Source organism: Serratia inhibens, from assembly GCF_003591175.1.
In the GTDB taxonomy this organism is placed as follows: domain Bacteria; phylum Pseudomonadota; class Gammaproteobacteria; order Enterobacterales; family Enterobacteriaceae; genus Serratia; species Serratia inhibens.
On record NZ_QYYG01000004.1, the window covers coordinates 180,930 to 199,500 of the forward strand.

An 18,571-nucleotide genomic window follows, 5' to 3' on the forward strand; every position below is an offset into this window, starting at 1 on the left:
AATGGCAATGATCGGTGTCTACGCAGACTGGAATGGATTACCAGAGCCAAAACGGATGGGTTTCTTGCATAGCCGACAAACCCGCATGCGGGAGCTCTTTGAATTTGAATACGACCCTCTGGCATTGGCCGATCCCACTATCAATCATCTACAACTTGACCCAGAGATACAGCTGTTTACCGGTGCTCAGTATCCCACTCAGCCAAAGGATAAGTTCGGAGTATTTGGCGATTCCAGCCCCGATCGCTGGGGCCGGTTGCTGATGAAGCGTCGCCTTGAACGAGATATTCGTGCAGGCAGTAAAGCGGTGGGAACCCGGCTATACGAATCAGATTATCTCTTGGGTGTACATGACCTTTATCGGGTAGGCGCTCTACGTTATAAACTTGAAGATGAAGGTGAATTTCTCGATAACAGGACTGGCGTAGCAGCTCCACCTTTTACCGAAATTCAAGCTTTAGAAAGAGCCAGCCGTGCACTGGAAGATGATCCCGGCAATACATCTCCGCAGGGCCAGGAATGGTTGCGGATGCTCATTGCTCCAGGTGGCTCTCTGGGTGGGGCAAGGCCAAAGGCCAGCGTTGCTGATGAGCACGGCCATCTCTATATCGCAAAATTCCCAAGTACCAGAGATGATTATGATGTCGGTGGTTGGGAGATGGTCGTCAATGCGCTTGCCGTTGGTTGTGGATTAAACGTCGCGGCAGCCGAAGCGCATAAATTTGCCAGCGATTATCACTGCTTTATGGTCCGCCGGTTCGATCGCACCCGCACAGGACAGCGCCTTCATTTTGCTTCCGCAATGACGATGACCCGGCATCAGGATGGTGATGATGCCTCGACCGGCGTCAGCTATCTGGAACTTGCCGAAGTTCTGATAAGAGAGGGTTCGCAAACCAACACCGATCTGAAGGAACTCTGGTCAAGGATCGTTTTCAATATCCTCGTATCCAACACAGACGATCACTTGCGTAATCATGGGTTTATTTTGGTGCCCGGCAGGGGCTGGCGGCTTTCAGAAGCCTACGATATAAATCCGGCCCCCTGGTCTGACGGCCTGAAACTTAATATCACCGAGTCGGATAATGCGTTAGATCTCGAATTGGCACGCGAGGTTGCCGGATACTTTCGCCTAAGCCTGGCTGAAGCAGATGAAATAATCGAAAATTTTATTGGCATCGTTAGCCAGTGGAGAACCATTGCTAATCGTTTGGAACTGCCTCTACGGGAACAGGAGCGCATGGCTGAAGCATTTAGGGGTGCCATATAGCCCGCAGAGAGTCGCCAGAGAACCACATCGAAACTCATTACTCGAATAAGGGTTATTTTCCTAAAAAATACCTGGGAGGTGATTCGCCCGGAGAGGGTTGCGTTGAATTTGAGAAAGTGCGGGAAACAGTGATTTGGCGGAAGATCACAGGAGTCGAACCTGCCCAGGACCGCTGGCGGCCCCAACCGGATTTGAAGTCCGGCCGCCCCACCGGGGACGAGGATCTTCCTTCGGGAGTCAGAAGCAAGAGGCTGATTATAGCGCAGTTTATCCCTGGCGCTAAGGGGGAATAGCGGTGGCCCCCGGCAGCGATACCGGAGGCCGGCGGGGTTAAGGCTTCAGCAAATCTTTCACGTCCAGCAGGATAAATTCGTTATCGTCCGCCACGTTCGGCTGGCGGCTGGAAGAGAACGGGAAGTTATTGTCGTTGCCGACAATGATATGGCTACCGTCTACCACATCAACATTCTCGATAGTGAAGAACGGGAAGGTCAGCACGCCGTCGTTCAGCGGCTTGCGCGCCAACTTGTTCGGGTCCTGAATGTTCAGCAGATCGATATACGCCAGTTTTTCCACCGGTTTGCCGACGTTGGCGTCCGAGAAGGCTATTTTATACACCCGTTTGAACTTCGCCAGCTGGCTGAAGCAGTTGTCGGTCGGTGCACCCGCCGCGCAGGCTTTGTCCGGCGTGCCTTCGCCGTTGTCGCGCTCAATCACCAGGCCATGCGTGGCGTCGATCATATTGAAATCGCCGATGGCGTTCTGGTTATCTTCCAGTACGTATTGCCAGCTGCGGCCGGTCCATGCCTGCTGTTTCACGTCAAACTCCAGCACCCGCAGGTAGCGTTTGCCGTCGACGTTTTCAAACTTCTCGCCGTCCCACAGTGCGCCTTCGAGCAGCGGGTAGAGTTTGCTGCCGTCCGGCGACGCCGCCATGCCTTCAAAGCCCTTGGAGCGCGCCACCTGGAAGTTCTGTTTGCCGTCCGGTGCGCCCGGCAGGGTCAGCGTCGGGTTGTCCGGCGATTTCACTACCTTGCCGTCCACCTTGGTGTCGAACACCGCCAGCACCTTGCCGTCCAGATCGGCCTTGATCAAGTAAGGGCCGAATTCGTCGCCGATCCACAGCGCATTGTCGGCGAACTGGAAGCTTTCAGGGTCGAAATCACTGCCGGTCAGGTAACGTTTTTCGGTGCTTTCATTGATGATATGGAAGGGCACCTTCTGATCCGGATCGTGCAGGAATACCGTCTTCAGCGGCGTGACCGTGCCGGTGCTGAAGTCGATTTTATAGTGATTAAGATACAGCATGGCGTCCGGCGAGTTGGCCTTGCTGCCAAAGCCGTTGTCGGTCAGCACCCAGTAGGTGCCGTCGGGCATATGTTTGATACCGGAATGGCCCTGCAAGGGTTGGCCGTTGATCGGCAGGCCGACGCCGGTCATGCGATCGGCAGATTTGCCCGCCACGCTGCCCAATTCGGTGACACGTTGGCCGCTGGTGTATTTGCCGCTTTGCCGTAAATCGCTCGGCGCATCCTGTGGCGCGGAGATGTTGGATTTAACCGGCAGCAGCGCATGCCCGGCCAGTATCGCCTGCGCCGGCTGCGCGTCGGCCCACAGGTTGCTGCTTAATGCCATACAGCCGGCCAACAGCGCCAAACGGGTTTTGGTGATGTGCATGTCATGGTTCCCTAGTTGTTGTTATCGCCCCGAGGTAAAAGCAACGTCACTATAGGGAGCCGCAATGACAGAAATATTATTCGCGGAACGCCTGCCGGTAGCTGCGCGGATGAAAACGACCGGTGATGGCGATCAACACCACCACCAGCAGCGCATGGATTTGCCAGTCCAGCGTAAAGCCGCCGCTGTAGTCGCGCAGCAGGCCGGAAAGATACGGCGTCACCCCCGCCAGCAGAAAACCGATGCCCTGCATAAACGCCACTAACCGCCCCGCCGCCGCCGGGTGCGGGAGATGATCGAGCGCCAGTACCAGGCACAGCGGGAAGGCACCGCCCAACCCCAGACCGGCGATCAGTACCCACAGCCACGGCAGCGTCTGCGGCAGGTAAATCAGGCCGATAAAACCGATCAGTTGCAGCATCAGCGCCAACCATAACAGCGGCCGACGATCCTGCGCCCGCGCCACCGCCGGCAGCAACAGCGCGCCAATCACCTGGCCGAAGGTCATCAGCGCCAGCAGCGTTCCGCTGGCCTGCGGCTGCCAGCCAAGCTGCATGTAATACGGCGGCAGCCAGGCGATCAGGCTGGTATAACCGCCGTTGATCAAACCAAAATAAGCGCCCAGCAACCAGGCGCGGCGGCTGAACAGCAGGCTCGGGCCGGCAGAAGCGCCGGATGGCGCAAGGCGAGTCAGCCCAAGGCTGACCGGCCACCAGGCGATCAACGCCACCAGCGCCGGTGCGGCCCACCAGGCCAGCGCACTGTGCCAGCCATGTCCGGCGCTCATCAGCCACGGCGTTATCGCCGCCCCCAATCCGCCGCCACCCATCAGCGCCGCCGACCACAGCCCGGCCACCAACGCCATCCGCTTGAGAAAGTGATGCTTGATAATGCCGGGCATCACCGCCTGGATCACCCCAATCCCCAGCCCGCCCAGCGCCGCGCTCAGCATCAGTTGCGCGCTGCCCGGTGCCAGTTCGCGCCAGGCAGCACCAAGGCCGATCGCCAGCAGGCTCAGCACTACGCTGGTCCGTTCGCTGAACATGCGATTGATCGCCCCACCCGCCAGCGCCATCAGCCCCATCATCAGCACCGGCAAGGTGGTCAGCAGCGCCGCGCCGCCAAAGCTCAGCCCGGTGGCCTGCCGCAGCGTCGGCAGCAGCGGGCCGACAGAGGTCAACAAGGGCCGCATATTCAGGCCAATCAGCACCAGCGCCCACAGCAGCGGGTTAAACCAGCGGCGCGGGGTGGCGGGGGAAGCGGAATGATTTAACACGGCATAATCCTGGTCTTGCGGCATGAAGAGTGCAGCGTCACAGCCTGTGCGCCACAGCGTTGCGTTACTGTAGGCACCACCGCTAGTATTGGGAAATTAAATAATAGAATAGCCGGCAGTGGGAAAATGAATCGTTACCCGATGTTCAATCCGCAGTTATTGCTCAGCTTTGTCGCGGTCTGCGACAGCGGCAGCTTCACCCGCGCTGCGGATCGGGTGTTCCTGTCGCAATCGACCGTCAGCCAGCAAGTGCGGCGGCTGGAGGAGATGCTCGGCAAACCGCTGTTTGAACGTTCATCCCATCAGGTGTTGCTGACCGAAGAGGGCGTCAAGCTATTGAGCTATGCGCGGCGGATTATCGCGTTGAATGAAGAAGCGCACGACGCGCTGACCGGCATCTGGCGCGACGGGGTATTGCGGTTGGGGATGCCGGAGGATTTCGCGGCACCGACCACCGAGCTGCTGGCGGAATTCAGCCGTGCGCACCCGCATCTGCGCCTCGACGTCGCCAGCGGCCTGAGCGCCGATCTGCACAGCGCCTACGCCCGCGAAGAGCTGGATCTGATCCTGGTCAAACAGCGCCGCAGCCAACCGCCGCGCGCCGCCAGGCCGGAACCGCTGCTGTGGCTGGACAGCCTGGCCTTTCCGGCGATCGAACAATCCCCGGTGCCGTTGGCGGTGTTTCCGCTCAATGGCCTGTACCGTGAGGAGCTGTGTCTGGCGCTGGATAACCTCGGCAAACGCTGGCGCATCGGTTACAGCAGCGCCAGCCTGGCGGCACTTACCGCCGCCTCCGCCGCCGGGTTGGGCGTCACCCTGTTGCCGGCCGGCTGCCGGTTGCCGAGCCACCGGGTGCTGGGCATCGCCGAGGGGTTACCGCCGGTCGGCAGCTTCGAGCTGGCACTTTACTACCGCGACAGTGCCCCCGCCGCCACCCCGGCGCTGGCCGAGCGCCTGAAGGCGTTCTGCGGGTTGGTGTGAGGGACGTTATTCCAAAAGCTGGGGATGTTTGAGTCGAAGCCAGTCATTGACCGCCAGCCATAATGCCTCGGCCTGTTCCAGACAAGCCTGCACCGCCGCATCTGTGACCAAATCACCTGAATAATCAGCAATGTTGCGTTGTTTTCGCAAAGTATCCAGACAAATCATGGTTTCACGGGGGATCCCCACCGTAAGCGGCAATGATTGAATCACAATCTGGTGATGGCCTGGTTTACTGGTCAACGTCCGAAAGCCTTGCGCCTGTAAAGCCGCATTGGCCATTTGCATTACCGCTTTATACGCCGTGTCAAAACGGCTTTCATTGCTGAGCTGCGCAATGCTGGCATCACGCCTATTACGTGCAGCGGCGGAGAGTAATTTTCTAATAGCGCCCGAATCAGGCGGTATCGCCTCCTGGCCGATGCCGACCAGATTGTCCAATGTCATCCTTGTCTCCCAAAATCCATAATTGCGGTTTATTCATAATGTCCTGAATAAACGCAGAACCCTCAGCCAAAGCCAACTGCCATTCTGCTGAAGAGTACAACTTAGGGTTAATTTCCCTGCCCAGCGTCTCCTGTAGCGGATAAAAAGTTTTGATAATCTCCGTGAAAGACACATCGCCGACGATCAAAACATCTATGTCGCTGTCTGCATTAGCTTTACCACTGGCGATTGAGCCAAAAACAAAGGCCAACTGAAGCTCGGCGTTGAGCCCGGACAAAGCCTGTTGCAAACACCCGACAACCCCGGAAGTTTTGCGGAAAACAGCCGCCAGCTCAGTAAAAATCAGGCAGTCGGGATTAGCCCTGTAACAAATTTGATTCCCCTGTTGCTGCCTGAGCAAAATGCCGCTCTGCGCCAGTTTATTCAACTCTTTATGCAGAGTGCCGGCCTGAGTTGCGGTCCGGCGCGCAATTTCACGCACATGAAACGCTTGCTCCGGCTGAGTTAGCAGCAGGCTTAGCACTTTTCGCCGATATTCGCTGAACAGGATGTCGAGCAGAGGATGGTACATGACGCCTCTTTTTGTAGCCTTATTTGCTACGAATGTAGCCTTTAAGGCTACAAAAAGGCAACTAATACCCGGCTTCACCATGGCGTTCGCGGTACTCTTTGGGCGTTGCGTCATAGCCTTTCTTGAACACCGAATAGAAATATTGCAACGACGGGTAGCCGCACATCTGCGAGATTTCGTTGATGGTCAGCGAAGTCGCCGTCAGCAGATTACGGGCGCGCTCCAGTTTTTCCTGATGGATCATATGGTGGATGGTTTCGCCGGTCTCGTCCCGAAAGCGTTTTTCCAGGTTGGAACGCGACATACCGACCGCATCCAGCACCTGCTCGACCTTGATGCCCTTGCAGGCGTGATGACGGATGTAATGCATGGCCTGAATCACCGCCGGATCGCGCAGCGAGCGGAAATCGGTGGAACGGCGTTCAATCACCTTCACCGGCGGCACCAGGATACGTTGCAGCGGCAGTTCGCGGCGGTCCAGCAACTGATGCAGCAGCTTGGCGGCGCGGTAACCCATCTGCCGGGTGCCCTGCGCCACCGAAGACAGCGCCACCCGCGACAGGTAGCGCGTCAGCTCTTCGTTATCGATGCCGATCACGCAGAGTTTCTCCGGCACCGCGATATCCAGGTGCTCGCACACCTGCAGCAAATGGCGCGCCCGCGCGTCGGTCACGGCGATGATGCCGGTCTGCTGCGGCAGGGTCTGCACCCAATCCGCCAGCCGGTTCTGCGCGTACTGCCAGTTCTCCGGCGCGGTGGCCATACCCTGATACACCACGCCCTGATATTGCTCTGCCACCACCCGCTGGCGGAAAGCCTGTTCGCGCTCCTGCGCCCAGCGTTTGCCGCCTTCCGCCGGCAGGCCGTAAAAAGCAAAGCGATTGATCCCCTTCTCCTTCAGGTGCATAAACGCCGCCTCCACCAGCGCCTGATTATCGGTGGCGATATAGTGCACCGGCGGGTAGTCCTCCTCACGGTGATAGGAGCCGCCAACGCCGACGATCGGCACATTGACGTTATGCAGCAACCGCTCAATCTCGCGATCGTCGTAATCGGCGATCACCCCATCGCCCAACCAGTCCTTGATGTTGTCGATACGGCAGCGAAAATCCTCTTCGATAAAGATGTCCCAGTCACACTGTGAAGCCTGTAAATACTCGCCGACGCCCTCGACCACCTGGCGGTCATACACTTTATTGGCGTTGAACAGTAACGTAATGCGAAAGCGCTTCGCGAACATGCGGCATCCCCGATAAATAAACTGCTCTCTGGGATAGCACAGCTATCTTCGAGAGCAGAAAGCATTACCTCATAACTGTGAGCTCAAGCGCGATTTATGCCCGGCGCTTGGTGGCAGAGTCCATCCACACCGCCAGCAGCAGTATCGCGCCCTTGACGATGTACTGCCAGAAGGTCGGCACGTCCAGCATGCTCATGCCGTTATCCAGCGACGCCATGATAAACGCCCCCATCACCGCGCCGGCTACGCTGCCGATGCCGCCGGCCAGGCTGGTGCCGCCAATCACGCAGGCGGCGATGGCATCCAGCTCGGCGATATTGCCCGCCGACGGCGAGCCGGCGCCCAGCCGCGAACTGAGGATCAGCCCGGCAATCGCCACCATCAGGCCATTGATGGCGAACACCGCCAGCTTGGTGCGTTCGACGTTGACCCCCGACAGGCGCGCGGCGTCGATATTGCCGCCAATGGCATAAATCCGGCGGCCAAAAGCGGTGCGGGTGGCCATAAATATCCCCGCCAGCATCAGCGCGGTGAGGATCAGTACCGGCGTGGGTACGCCGCGGTAATCGTTGAGCAGATAAATGGCCCCCAGCACCACCACCGCCAGGATACTTTGCCGTGTCACGTCGCCGGTCGCCGCGGCCACCGGCAGCCCGAGCTGCGCGCGTCGGCTGCGTCGCCGCCATTGCCAGGCGACGAACAGCATCAACCCGACGGCACCGATGCCAAAACCCACACCGCTCGGCAGATAGCTCTGGCCGATCTGCGACATGGCGCCGCTGGTCGGCGCTACCGTGGTGCCGTTGGTGATGCCGATCAGAATGCCGCGAAAGGCCAGCATGCCCGCCAGCGTGACGATAAACGACGGTACCTTGCGGTACGCCACCCACCAGCCGTTCCAGGCTCCCAACAGCAGGCCGGCCAGTAGCGTGACCACGATGGTCAGCGGCAGCGGCCAGCCGAGCCAGACGTCAAAAATCGCCGCCGCGCCGCCCAATAGCCCCATCATCGAACCGACCGACAAGTCGATCTCCGCCGAAATGATCACGAACACCATGCCTACCGCCAAAATGCCGGTAATCGCCGTCTGGCGCAGCAGGTTGGAGATATTGCGCGCGCTGAGATAAGCCCCCTCGGTGGTAAAGGTAAAGAACAGCATAATGACGGCGATCGCCGCCAGCATCACCAGCACCTGAAAATTGATGGATTTCAGCTTCAGGATGGGCTTTTTATCGGTAATTTCCTGCACTATCGCGTCAGACTGCGTGCTTTTCGACATCTGTTTCACTCCTCAATGCGGCTTCCATCACCTGTTCCTGGGTCAACCCCCGGTTTTCCAGCGACGCCTTGATACGCCCCTGATGCATCACCAACACGCGGTCGCTGAGGCCCAGCACTTCCGGCAGTTCCGAAGACACCACGATCACCGCGATACCCTGCTGTACCAGCTGATTGATTAATTTATAGATTTCCTGTTTTGCGCCGATATCGATACCGCGGGTCGGCTCGTCCAGAATGAGGATTTTCGGCTTCAGCAGCAGGCATTTGGCCAAAATCGCCTTCTGCTGATTACCGCCGCTCAGCCTGGCGATCGCCAGCTCGGGCGACGACGTTTTCACCTTCAGTTGCGCCAGCGACTGGCGAATGGTCGCCTGCTCCTGCGCGTCGTCGATCACCGTCAATGCGCCACTGAAATCGCTCAGCGCCGCCAGCGTCATATTCGCCCCGACGCCCATCACCGGCACAATGCCGTCGCGCTTGCGGTCTTCCGGCACCATGGCGATGCCGTGGCGCATCGCCTGCCGGCAATTATTGATAACGGCCGGCTGGCCGTTAATGCGGATGCTGCCCTGCCAGCGGCCGGCATAGACGCCGAACAGGCACTGCATGGTCTCGGTACGGCCGGAGCCGACCAACCCGGCGACGCCAAGAATTTCGCCGCGCCGCAGGCTGAACGACACTTCATCCACCCGGCGGACGTGGCGGTTCACCGGGTGCCAGGCGGTCAGGTTATCCACCTGCAAAATCACGTCGCCGATCGCATGCTGCTGTTGCGGGTACAGCTCGGTCAGTTCGCGCCCCACCATCATGGCGATAATGTCTTTTTCGCTCATCTCCGCCGCCGGCCGCGTGCCGATATGCTTGCCGTCGCGGATCACGCAGATCAGATCCGAGATCGCTTTCACCTCGTTCAGCTTGTGCGAAATGTAAATGCAGGCGATGCCGTGATCGCGCAGATCCTGAATGATCGCCAACAGCGTGGCGGTTTCGCTTTCGGTCAGCGACGCCGTCGGTTCATCCAGCACCAGCAGCCGCACCTGCTTGTTGAGCGCCTTGGCGATCTCCACCAGTTGCTGCTGCCCCAACCCCAACTCGCCGACGCGGGTATTGGGATCCACCTCCAGCTTGACCTGCGCCAGCATGCGCCGGCAGCGCAGGTACATGGCGTCGTAATCCATCACGCCACGGCGACACTGTTCGTTGCCGAGAAACATGTTTTCCAGCACCGTCATCTGCTTCACCAACGCCAATTCCTGATGGATGATGGCAATGCCTTTTTTCTCGGTGTCGCGGATATTTTTTGCCGCCAACACATCGTCGGAAAAATAAATATCGCCCTGATAACTGCCGTGCGGATATATTCCGCACAGCACTTTCATCAGCGTGGATTTTCCCGAGCCGTTTTCACCGCACAAGGATAATACCTGGCCGGCCTCCAGTTGCAGGCTGACATTATCCACGGCCTTGACCGCACCGAATTGCATGGTGATATTTTTCATTTCCAATAGGCAGGGCATTATTCCCTCCACGTCACCGGATATCGGTATTAATTAAGGTCGGATTTTTTATGGAAACCGTCGGCAATAATAGTGCTGTCGATATTCGATTTATCTACCGGGATCGGCGTCAATAACCAGGCCGGCACCGGTTTGACGCCGTTATTCAGGGTCGCGTTGGATTTGGGTTTTTCGCCTTTGCCCAGTTGCACGGCAATGCTCGCCGCCTCATCGGCCAGCTTGCTGATCGGCTTGTAGACCGTCATGGTCTGGGTGCCGGCCATGATGCGCTTCACCGCCGCCAGATCGGCGTCCTGGCCGGTGATGGCCACCTTGCCCGCCAGTCCCTGCGCGGCCAGTGCCTGGATCGCCCCGCCGGCGGTCGCGTCGTTGGAAGCCACCACGGCGTCGATATGGTTGCTGTTGGCGGTCAGCGCATTTTCCATGATTTTCAATGCGTTTTCCGGCAGCCAGCCATCAACCCACTGATCGCCCACCACCTTGATTTTCCCGCTGTCGATCAAGGGTTGCAGCACCTTCATCTGGCCCTGACGGAACAGTTTGGCGTTGTTATCCACCGGTGAACCGCCCATCAGGAAATAATTCCCCTGCGGCACCCGCTGCACCAGGCTTTGCGCCTGCAGTTCACCGACCTTTTCGTTATCGAAGGAGATATAGAAATCGATATCGGCGTTATTGATCATGCGATCATAGGCCAATACTTTAATGCCTTCCCGCTTGGCCTCGCTGATGACGTTGCTCAGCACCTGGCCGTTATAGGGAATGATCACCAACACGTCGACGCCGCGGTTAATCATGTTTTCTATCTGCGCCATCTGGGTTTCTTCATTGCCGTTGGCCGATTGAACAAAAACGTCCGCCCCCAATGTTTTGGCCTTGCTGACGAAAATGTCGCGGTCTTTTTGCCAGCGCTCCAGACGCAGATCGTCGATCGCCATGCCGATTTTGATTTCTTTGCTCAGTGCCGGTTGGCTGGCCAGCGCCAGCAGCGCGCAGACCGAAAGGAACAGGGGTTTTAATTTCATCTTATATACCTTTGTTATTTAATGTGTAAGGGTAATAATTGAAACGAACTGGTTAAGGATTGTTGTCGGTTATTTACTGTTCGGCAATTACAGATTTTTACCGGCGAATTATGTTTTTTGGTTTAATGTTGTTTTTATGATGGCGGTCATGCTTTCACCCTGAAAAAAGCCTTCGAGTACCATAAAATTCAAATGAAACACGCTTAAATACCTATTATGAGATCTGCCGCACATTTAATAATTCTGTGAATTTAAGAGTGAAATAACGTAATTGAGCCACAGGGCTCTAACTCCGAAGATAAATGCATCCCGTAAATCGGGCATCGCTACCCAGGAGTCGAAAATGCAATCCTATTTTGATCAGCTTGAGCAAGTTCGCTACGAAGGCCCCGACAGCAATAACCCGCTGGCTTTCCGCCACTATAATCCCGATGAGTTGGTGCTCGGCAAACGCATGGCCGACCATCTGCGCTTCGCCGCCTGTTACTGGCACACCTTCTGCTGGAACGGCGCGGACATGTTCGGCGTCGGGGCCTTTGATCGGCCCTGGCAGCAGCCGGGCGATGCGTTGACGCTGGCAAAACGCAAGGCCGACGTGGCGTTCGAATTCTTCCACAAGCTGAACGTGCCTTACTATTGCTTCCACGACGTCGACGTTTCGCCGGAAGGCGCTTCGCTGAAAGAGTATCTGAATAACTTTGCGGTGATGACCGACGTGCTGGCGGAAAAGCAGCAAAGCAGCGGCGTGAAGCTGTTGTGGGGCACCGCCAACTGCTTTACCCATCCGCGCTACGGCGCAGGCGCGGCCACCAACCCGGACCCGGAAGTGTTCAGTTGGGCAGCAACGCAGGTATTCACCGCCATGAACGCCACTCATCGACTGGGTGGCGAGAACTACGTGCTGTGGGGCGGGCGCGAAGGTTACGAAACCCTGCTGAATACCGACCTGCGCCAGGAGCGCGAGCAGATTGGCCGCTTTATGCAAATGGTGGTGGAGCACAAACACAAAACCGGTTTCCAGGGCACGCTGTTGATCGAACCCAAACCGCAGGAACCCACCAAGCATCAGTACGACTACGACGTCGCCACGGTGTACGGTTTCCTGAAGCAGTTCGGGCTGGAGAAGGAGATCAAGGTCAATATCGAGGCCAACCACGCCACCCTGGCCGGGCACTCCTTCCACCATGAAATCGCCACCGCCATCGCACTCGGCATCTTCGGCTCGGTCGACGCCAACCGCGGCGATCCGCAGTTGGGCTGGGATACCGACCAGTTCCCCAACAGCGTGGAGGAGAACGCCCTGGTGATGTTCGAAATCCTCAAGGCCGGCGGTTTCACCACCGGTGGCCTGAACTTCGACGCCAAGGTCCGCCGCCAAAGCACCGACAAATACGATCTGTTCTACGGCCATATCGGTGCGATGGACACGATGGCGCTGGCGCTGAAAGTGGCGGCCAGGATGACCGCCGATGGCCAACTTCCTCAGCAGGTCGCCCGACGTTACGCCGGCTGGAACGGTGAGCTGGGCCAGCAAATTTTGCAGGGCAAACTGTCGCTGGAAGCCTTGGCGCAGTACGCTGAACAGCATGCACTGGCGCCGCAGCACGCCAGCGGCCGTCAGGAGCAGCTCGAGAACCTGATGAACCGCTACCTGTTCGGTTAACTGACCCGCGCGGCGCACCGTCCGCCGCGCTTTAAAGGATCTCAATCATGTACATCGGCATCGATCTCGGCACCTCCGGCGTAAAAATCATTTTGCTCGGTGAGCAGGGCCAACTGCTCGCCAGCCAGAGTGAACCGCTGCCCATCTCCCGCCCCCATCCCCTGTGGTCAGAACAGGCGCCGCAGGACTGGTGGCACGCCACCGATCGCGCCATGCTGGCGCTGGGCAAACAGCACAGTCTGCAACAGGTGAAGGCCATTGGCCTCAGCGGCCAGATGCACGGCGCCACGCTGCTGGATGACCGCCAGCAGGTGCTGCGCCCGGCCATCTTGTGGAACGACGGCAGAAGCGCCGCGCAGTGCCAGGCGCTGGAGCGGGCGGTGCCGCAATCGCGGCAAATTACCGGCAACCTGATGATGCCCGGCTTTACCGCACCCAAGCTGCTGTGGGTGCAACAGCATGAACCGCACCTGTTCAGCCAGATCGATAAAGTGCTGTTACCCAAAGATTATCTGCGCTGGTGCATGACCGGTGAATTCGCCGGCGATATGTCGGACGCCGCAGGCACCGGGTGGCTGAACGTAGCGCAGCGCGACTGGAGCGACGAGATGCTGGCCGCCTGCGGCCTGTCGCGCCGCCACATGCCGCAGCTGTTCGAAGGCAATCAGATCACCGGCCAGACCCACACCGAGCTGGCAAGGCGCTGGGGGATGCCGCCGGTGCCGGTGGTGGCCGGCGGCGGCGACAATGCCGCCGGGGCGATCGGCGTTGGGCTGTATCAGGCCGGACAAGCCATGCTGTCGCTCGGCACCTCGGGCGTTTACTTTGCGGTCAGCGACGGCTTTCTCAGCAACCCGGCCAGCGCGGTGCACAGCTTCTGCCATGCGCTGCCCGACACCTGGCACCTGATGTCGGTGACGCTCAGCGCCGCCTCCTGCCTGGATTGGGTCTGCAAACTGACCAATGTCGACAGCGTCGCCACCCTGCTGCGCAACGTCGAACAGGCCCCTCCGGCGGAAGCCCCGCTGTGGTTTTTGCCTTACCTTTCCGGCGAACGCACGCCGCACAACAATCCCAACGCCAAGGGGGCGTTCTGGGGCCTCACCCACCAGCACGGGCCAAACGATCTGGCGCGCGCGGTGCTGGAAGGCGTCGGTTTTGCCCTGGCGGACGGCATGGACGTGCTGCACGCCAGCGGCCTGCAGCCTTCGAACATCACCTTGATCGGCGGCGGCGCACGCAGCCCGTTCTGGCGGCAGATGCTGGCGGATATCAGCGGCCAACGGCTGGAATACCGCACCGGCGGCGACGTCGGTCCGGCGCTGGGGGCAGCGCGCCTGGCGCAGATTGCCCTGAATCCGCAGCGCCCGCTGAGCGACCTGCTGCCCGAATTGCCACTGGAACAGCTGCACGAACCGGATGCCGAGCGCCATCGGCACTACGCCGCGCGGCGCAGCACCTTCCGCGAGCTGTATAGCTGTTTGTTGCCGCTGATGTAAGGCCGTGGGGGCGTTAACCCTGCCCCCTCATTATTACCAAATCGAATAGTCGCCAGTGGTAAATGTCACTGCCAACCTGCGGGTTCCTCTCCTAAATTGGTGGGTGTTTTTTGACGCACCTCACCTCTGGATTAAGGAACTGAACGTGGAAAAAACCCAACAACAAAGCCGCAGAGATTTCCTCAGCCAAACCGGCAAGCTAACCACCGCCTGCGCGGTGATCGGGCTGACCGGCGGCGTGGCGCAGGCTGCACCACAGGCTGGCGGCCACTGTGCACCGGAGGCCAACCCCATGACCCTGACCGACAATCACTACGTGCTGAGCGACGTGCGGCTGGAGGAGGGTTTCGAATACGATGGCGATACGGTGATCGGCACCCGCACTGCGCTCTACCAGTTGGAAATCAAAGACGGCAACATTGCCGCCATCCATGCGGCGGATGCGGCGCCGATCGCCGGCGTGCCGCGCTATCAGGCACAAGGCCAGTTGCTGCTGCCGGCGTTTCGCGACATGCACATCCATCTGGACAAAACCTTCTACAGCGGCCCGTGGCAGGCACCGCGCCCACGCCAGGGCAAAACCATCATGGACATGATCGCGCTGGAACAGACGCTGATCCCCAAGCTGCTGCCGACCTCGCAACAGCGCGCGGAAAACCTGATCGCCCTGTTGCAATCCAAAGGCAGCACCGTGGCGCGCAGCCACTGCAATATCGATCCGGTCAGCGGGCTGAAAAGCCTGGAGCATCTGCAACGTGCGCTGGAAAATCACCGGGCCGATTTCAGCTGCGAAATCGTCGCCTTCCCGCAGCACGGCCTGTTGCATTCTAAAGTCGACAGCTTGATGCGCGAAGCCATGCAGATGGGCGTGCAATACGTCGGCGGGCTGGATCCGACCAACGTCGACGGTGCGATGGAGAAGTCGCTGGACGCGATGTTCCAGATTGCACTCGACACCGGCAAAGGCGTCGATATCCACCTGCACGAAACCAGCCCCGCCGGGGTAGCGGCGATTAACTACATGATCGCCACCCTAGAAAAAAACCCGGCGCTGCGCGGTAAGGTCACCATCAGCCACGCGTTCGCCCTGACCTCGCTGAACCCGAATGAGCTGGCGGAAACCGCCACCCGCCTGGCGGCACAGCAAATCACCATCGCCTCCACGGTGCCGATCGGTGGGCTGATGATGCCGCTGCCGCAGCTCAGTGAAAAAGGGGTATTTGTGATGACCGGAACCGACAGCGTGATCGACCATTGGTCGCCGTTCGGTACCGGCGACATTCTGGAAAAAGCCAATCTCTACGCCCAGCTGTATCGCGGTTCGGACGAGTTCCATCTGTCGCGCGCCCTGGCCATTTCCACCGGCGGCGTGCTGCCGCTGAACGACAAAGGCCAACGCGCGTGGCCCAAAGCCGGCGACAGCGCGGAGTTCGTGCTGCTCAACGCCAGTTGCTCCGCCGAGGCGGTGGCCCGCCTGCCTGCACGCAGCGCCACCTTCCATCGGGGGCGTCTGGTCGCCGGCCAGGTCAGCAAAGCCTGATGCTGGTCCGCTGATGCCATCATGATGGCCGTTTTTGGCCTTCTTCCCTGCAGGATAACGGCGCAGTATGGCGTTATACCCCACAGGCGGAGGCCGAAAATGTCACATAGCGCACTATTGATCATCGATGTTCAGCAATCATTCCAGCATCGCCCTTTCTGGCAAGAGGACGATCTGCCCGCTTTCCAGCAGGCGATCACAAGATTAATTGAAGGCTGCCGCCGGCAGGGCGTGGCGCTGGTCGACGTGTTCCACGTTTCCCCGCAGGGGCCATTCTCGCTGGCGTCCGGTTTTGTGCAGCGTCTGCCGTTCCTCAGCCACCAGGCGGACGTTACCCTGCACAAACATGTGCATAACGCGCTGACCGAATCCGGGTTGGATGCCTGGCTACGTGAACGGGAGATCAACCACCTGATTATCTCCGGCATTCGTACCGAGCAGTGCTGCGAAACCACCACCCGCGTGGCAAACGATCTCGGCTATCGGGTGACCTTCGTCACCGAGGCGACCCTGACGTTCCCGATGCAGCACCCCGACGGCCAGATCTTTACCACCGAACAGCTCAAGCGGCATACTGAGACGGTGCTGGTCGACCGTTTCGCCCAGCTCGCCAGCGTGGATGAGGCGTTGGCGCAACTGTCACAGGAGTCATAATGCCGCAGGCCGTCTACTTTCTGATGCTGCCCCAGGTGCTGTCGCTGGACGTCAGCGGCCCGGCCGAAACCCTGCGCCTGGCCGGTACGTTCAGCCTGCATTACATCGGCCCGGAGCCGCAGGTAACCTGCTCCATCGGCATGACGCTGAGCCGGCTGGAGCCGCTGCCCGCCCGGCTGGAAGACGACGCAATTTTGGTGGTGCCGGGGGTCAGCGATTCGGCGCGCTACTTTGCCAATCCGCAAGCCGAGCAGGCTCGCCGCTGGCTGTCGGCGCTGCAACCCGATCTGCAAAGCCGGCGCATCACGCTGGTCTGCGTGTGTTCCGGCGCGCTGCTGGCGGCGCAGGCCGGCTTGCTCGACGGCTACCAGTGCACCACTCACCATGACGTGCTCGAACGCATGCGCCTGCAAGCGCCGGCAGCGCTGGTGAAAGAAAACCGCATCTTTGTCGAGGACCGCAGCGTCTACACCAGCGCCGGTATTACCGCCGGTATCGATCTGGCGCTGCACCTGATCAACCGCCAGTGCGGCGCAACCCGGGCGACGGAAGTCGCCCGCGAAATGGTGGTGTATTTCCGCCGTTCCGGCGACGACCCGCAGCTTTCGCCGTGGCTACGCTATCGCAATCATCTGCACCCGGCGGTCCACCGCGCCCAGGATGTGATGGCCGCCGAGCCTGAGGCCGAATGGTCAGTGCCGCAAGTGGCGGAAAAAGCCCACGTCAGCAGCCGCCATCTGGCGCGGCTGTTCCGCAGCCATATCGGCATCAGCGTACGGGAATATCATGAGCAGCTGCGGCTGGCCGTGGCGCAACAGCGACTGCAACAGGGATATGGGCTTGAGAAGGCGGCGCTGGCGGCCGGGTTCTCGTCCGGTCGCCAGCTGCGGCGCGCGCAACAGCGCGGGCAAAACCCGTTATGACACCAGCCTGCGAACATCCAGCTTTTGCAACCCCATCGACAACAGCAGGCTGAGCGCCAGCGCCACACCGAATACCCAGAAGATATCCAGCAGCGGATAAGCGCTGAGTTCAAGATGCCGGTTGCGCATAAAGTTGACGATAATGGCGTGAAAACCGTAGATCGCCAGCGAATGGCGGGAAAAAACGCCCAGCCAGCCGATCGGATCCGGCAGGCAGTTTTTAAACCATACCAGCAGCGACACCGCCGCGATAAACACCAGCGGGCCGCAGTAGATGTAAAAGGTATCGGCGAAACTGCCGTTGATGAACATCTGGCTTTTGGTGCCGCGAACAATCAGCGCCACGCTGAGTACAAAGCCCAGCGCCGCCAGCCAGCTGATGCCACGCCGCCCGGTGTCCATCATGCCAATCGCCCGCCCGGCCAGCGCGTACAGCAGGTAATAGAAGGTGTCGCCGTAGATATACAGATTCACCGGCAGCAGGTGGGCGTTGCCGACAGTCAGCGAGCCGGTATTGGGGTTGGCGATCACTGCCAGGATCACCAGTACCCCGGCCAGATAACGGCGCGAGACCGGTTTGACGCTGATCAGCGGCGAGAGCAAATAAATCACCGCAATCGCATAGAAGAACCACAGGTGATAAAACACCGGTTTTTGCAGCATGCCGCGCAGAGACGGCCAGAAGCCGATTTTGGTGAAGGCCGCGATATAGACCAGCGCAATGAGGCTGTAGAACAGGATGCAGCAGCCAATACGGATGAAATGTTTTTTGCCGGCGCTTTTCTCACCGAAAAACAGATAGCCGGAAATCATGAAAAACAGCGGCACCGAAACGCGCGACATGCCGTTCAGCACGTTGGCGATGTCCCAGTTATGTTCCCCCACCGCCATGCCGTTGGTGACGTAATAGGTGGTGGCGTGGATCATCACCACCATCATGCACGCCACCGCGCGCAGGTTATCTATCCAGCCAATTTTAGTGCTCAAAACGGTGCCCGACGTTGTGT

The 18,571-nt window shown here is 59.3% G+C and carries 16 protein-coding genes and 1 tRNA gene; 7 read left to right on the forward strand and 10 right to left on the reverse strand.

Features of this window, described 5'->3' with window-relative positions; genetic code table 11:
* Window position 1 precedes the first annotated feature (1 nt).
* The gene (locus D4100_RS15410; RefSeq protein ID WP_119804707.1) at window positions 2–1,270 is read left to right on the forward strand and encodes a type II toxin-antitoxin system HipA family toxin; all 1,269 of its coding nucleotides are present in this window, start codon (window positions 2–4) and stop codon (window positions 1,268–1,270) included.
* Between the two features lie 134 nt (window positions 1,271–1,404).
* On the opposite strand, the gene D4100_RS25695 is transcribed toward D4100_RS15410, so the two are convergent.
* From D4100_RS25695 to D4100_RS15425, 3 genes are all read right to left on the reverse strand, one after another.
* Window positions 1,405–1,499, reverse strand: a tRNA-Sec gene (locus tag D4100_RS25695).
* A 101-nt stretch (window positions 1,500–1,600) separates the two neighbouring features.
* Window positions 1,601–2,947 (reverse strand): esterase-like activity of phytase family protein, encoded by a 1,347-nt coding sequence (locus D4100_RS15420; RefSeq protein WP_119804708.1) that lies wholly within the window; start codon window positions 2,945–2,947, stop codon window positions 1,601–1,603.
* Window positions 2,948–3,023: 76 nt separating this feature from the next.
* On the reverse strand, window positions 3,024–4,223 hold the full coding sequence (locus D4100_RS15425) for a cyanate transporter (protein WP_119804760.1): 1,200 nt from the start codon (window positions 4,221–4,223) through the stop codon (window positions 3,024–3,026).
* Between the two features lie 126 nt (window positions 4,224–4,349).
* Here D4100_RS15425 and D4100_RS15430 point away from each other — a divergent pair, with 126 nt between their 5' ends.
* On the forward strand, window positions 4,350–5,204 hold the full coding sequence (locus tag D4100_RS15430) for a LysR family transcriptional regulator (protein WP_119804709.1): 855 nt from the start codon (window positions 4,350–4,352) through the stop codon (window positions 5,202–5,204).
* 6 nt (window positions 5,205–5,210) lie between these two features.
* Here D4100_RS15430 and D4100_RS15435 read toward each other — a convergent pair whose 3' ends face one another.
* From D4100_RS15435 to xylF, 6 genes are all read right to left on the reverse strand, one after another.
* Window positions 5,211–5,651: a HEPN domain-containing protein gene (locus tag D4100_RS15435; RefSeq protein WP_119804710.1), complete on the reverse strand. Its 441-nt coding sequence runs from the start codon at window positions 5,649–5,651 to the stop codon at window positions 5,211–5,213.
* On the reverse strand, window positions 5,602–6,222 hold the full coding sequence (locus D4100_RS15440; protein ID WP_065505666.1) for a nucleotidyltransferase domain-containing protein: 621 nt from the start codon (window positions 6,220–6,222) through the stop codon (window positions 5,602–5,604). The genes D4100_RS15435 and D4100_RS15440 overlap by 50 nt, the downstream gene beginning before the upstream one ends.
* 61 nt (window positions 6,223–6,283) lie before the next feature.
* A complete protein-coding gene (xylR, locus tag D4100_RS15445) occupies window positions 6,284–7,462 on the reverse strand; it encodes a D-xylose utilization transcriptional activator XylR (RefSeq protein WP_119804711.1) in 1,179 nt (392 codons plus the stop codon).
* Window positions 7,463–7,556: 94 nt separating this feature from the next.
* Entirely contained in the window at window positions 7,557–8,741 is a 1,185-nt protein-coding gene (gene xylH / locus D4100_RS15450) for a xylose ABC transporter permease XylH (RefSeq protein ID WP_119804712.1), read from the reverse strand.
* Window positions 8,719–10,260 carry a xylose ABC transporter ATP-binding protein gene (locus D4100_RS15455; RefSeq protein ID WP_062869147.1) on the reverse strand — a complete coding sequence of 514 codons (1,542 nt, stop codon included), beginning with the start codon at window positions 10,258–10,260 and terminating at the stop codon, window positions 8,719–8,721. Before D4100_RS15455 ends, xylH begins: the two co-directional genes overlap by 23 nt.
* A 29-nt stretch (window positions 10,261–10,289) precedes the next feature.
* Window positions 10,290–11,285: a D-xylose ABC transporter substrate-binding protein gene (xylF, locus tag D4100_RS15460; protein WP_119804713.1), complete on the reverse strand. Its 996-nt coding sequence runs from the start codon at window positions 11,283–11,285 to the stop codon at window positions 10,290–10,292.
* A 343-nt stretch (window positions 11,286–11,628) separates the two neighbouring features.
* Between xylF and xylA the strand changes: the two genes are divergently transcribed.
* From xylA to D4100_RS15485, 5 genes are all read left to right on the forward strand, one after another.
* Complete coding sequence (xylA, locus tag D4100_RS15465; protein WP_119804714.1) at window positions 11,629–12,948, forward strand: xylose isomerase; 1,320 nt, start codon at window positions 11,629–11,631, stop codon at window positions 12,946–12,948.
* A 47-nt stretch (window positions 12,949–12,995) separates the two neighbouring features.
* Window positions 12,996–14,447: a xylulokinase gene (xylB, locus tag D4100_RS15470; protein ID WP_119804715.1), complete on the forward strand. Its 1,452-nt coding sequence runs from the start codon at window positions 12,996–12,998 to the stop codon at window positions 14,445–14,447.
* 145 nt (window positions 14,448–14,592) lie between these two features.
* The gene (locus D4100_RS15475; RefSeq protein WP_065505660.1) at window positions 14,593–15,987 is read left to right on the forward strand and encodes an amidohydrolase family protein; all 1,395 of its coding nucleotides are present in this window, start codon (window positions 14,593–14,595) and stop codon (window positions 15,985–15,987) included.
* Between the two features lie 99 nt (window positions 15,988–16,086).
* A complete protein-coding gene (locus tag D4100_RS15480) occupies window positions 16,087–16,641 on the forward strand; it encodes a cysteine hydrolase family protein (RefSeq protein WP_119804716.1) in 555 nt (184 codons plus the stop codon).
* Window positions 16,641–17,564: a GlxA family transcriptional regulator gene (locus D4100_RS15485; protein ID WP_065505658.1), complete on the forward strand. Its 924-nt coding sequence runs from the start codon at window positions 16,641–16,643 to the stop codon at window positions 17,562–17,564. The genes D4100_RS15480 and D4100_RS15485 overlap by 1 nt, the downstream gene beginning before the upstream one ends.
* On the opposite strand, the gene D4100_RS15490 is transcribed toward D4100_RS15485, so the two are convergent.
* Window positions 17,559–18,551: an acyltransferase gene (locus D4100_RS15490; RefSeq protein ID WP_065505657.1), complete on the reverse strand. Its 993-nt coding sequence runs from the start codon at window positions 18,549–18,551 to the stop codon at window positions 17,559–17,561. The genes D4100_RS15485 and D4100_RS15490 overlap by 6 nt on opposite strands.
* Between the last annotated feature and the right edge of the window lie 20 nt (window positions 18,552–18,571).

What these genes read in the sequence shown, in the direction of transcription:
- D4100_RS15420 (WP_119804708.1), bottom strand. Translation starts at nt 2,947, where the DNA reads ATGCACATCACCAAAACCCGTTTGGCGCTGTTGGCCGGCTGTATGGCA.
- D4100_RS15430 (WP_119804709.1), top strand. Translation starts at nt 4,350, where the DNA reads ATGAATCGTTACCCGATGTTCAATCCGCAGTTATTGCTCAGCTTTGTC.
- D4100_RS15455 (WP_062869147.1), bottom strand. Translation starts at nt 10,260, where the DNA reads ATGCCCTGCCTATTGGAAATGAAAAATATCACCATGCAATTCGGTGCG.
- D4100_RS15480 (WP_119804716.1), top strand. Translation starts at nt 16,087, where the DNA reads ATGTCACATAGCGCACTATTGATCATCGATGTTCAGCAATCATTCCAG.
- D4100_RS15485 (WP_065505658.1), top strand. Translation starts at nt 16,641, where the DNA reads ATGCCGCAGGCCGTCTACTTTCTGATGCTGCCCCAGGTGCTGTCGCTG.
- xylH (WP_119804712.1), bottom strand. Translation starts at nt 8,741, where the DNA reads ATGTCGAAAAGCACGCAGTCTGACGCGATAGTGCAGGAAATTACCGAT.
- D4100_RS15435 (WP_119804710.1), bottom strand. Translation starts at nt 5,651, where the DNA reads ATGACATTGGACAATCTGGTCGGCATCGGCCAGGAGGCGATACCGCCT.
- xylF (WP_119804713.1), bottom strand. Translation starts at nt 11,285, where the DNA reads ATGAAATTAAAACCCCTGTTCCTTTCGGTCTGCGCGCTGCTGGCGCTG.
- xylB (WP_119804715.1), top strand. Translation starts at nt 12,996, where the DNA reads ATGTACATCGGCATCGATCTCGGCACCTCCGGCGTAAAAATCATTTTG.
- xylA (WP_119804714.1), top strand. Translation starts at nt 11,629, where the DNA reads ATGCAATCCTATTTTGATCAGCTTGAGCAAGTTCGCTACGAAGGCCCC.
- D4100_RS15440 (WP_065505666.1), bottom strand. Translation starts at nt 6,222, where the DNA reads ATGTACCATCCTCTGCTCGACATCCTGTTCAGCGAATATCGGCGAAAA.
- D4100_RS15410 (WP_119804707.1), top strand. Translation starts at nt 2, where the DNA reads ATGGCAATGATCGGTGTCTACGCAGACTGGAATGGATTACCAGAGCCA.
- xylR (WP_119804711.1), bottom strand. Translation starts at nt 7,462, where the DNA reads ATGTTCGCGAAGCGCTTTCGCATTACGTTACTGTTCAACGCCAATAAA.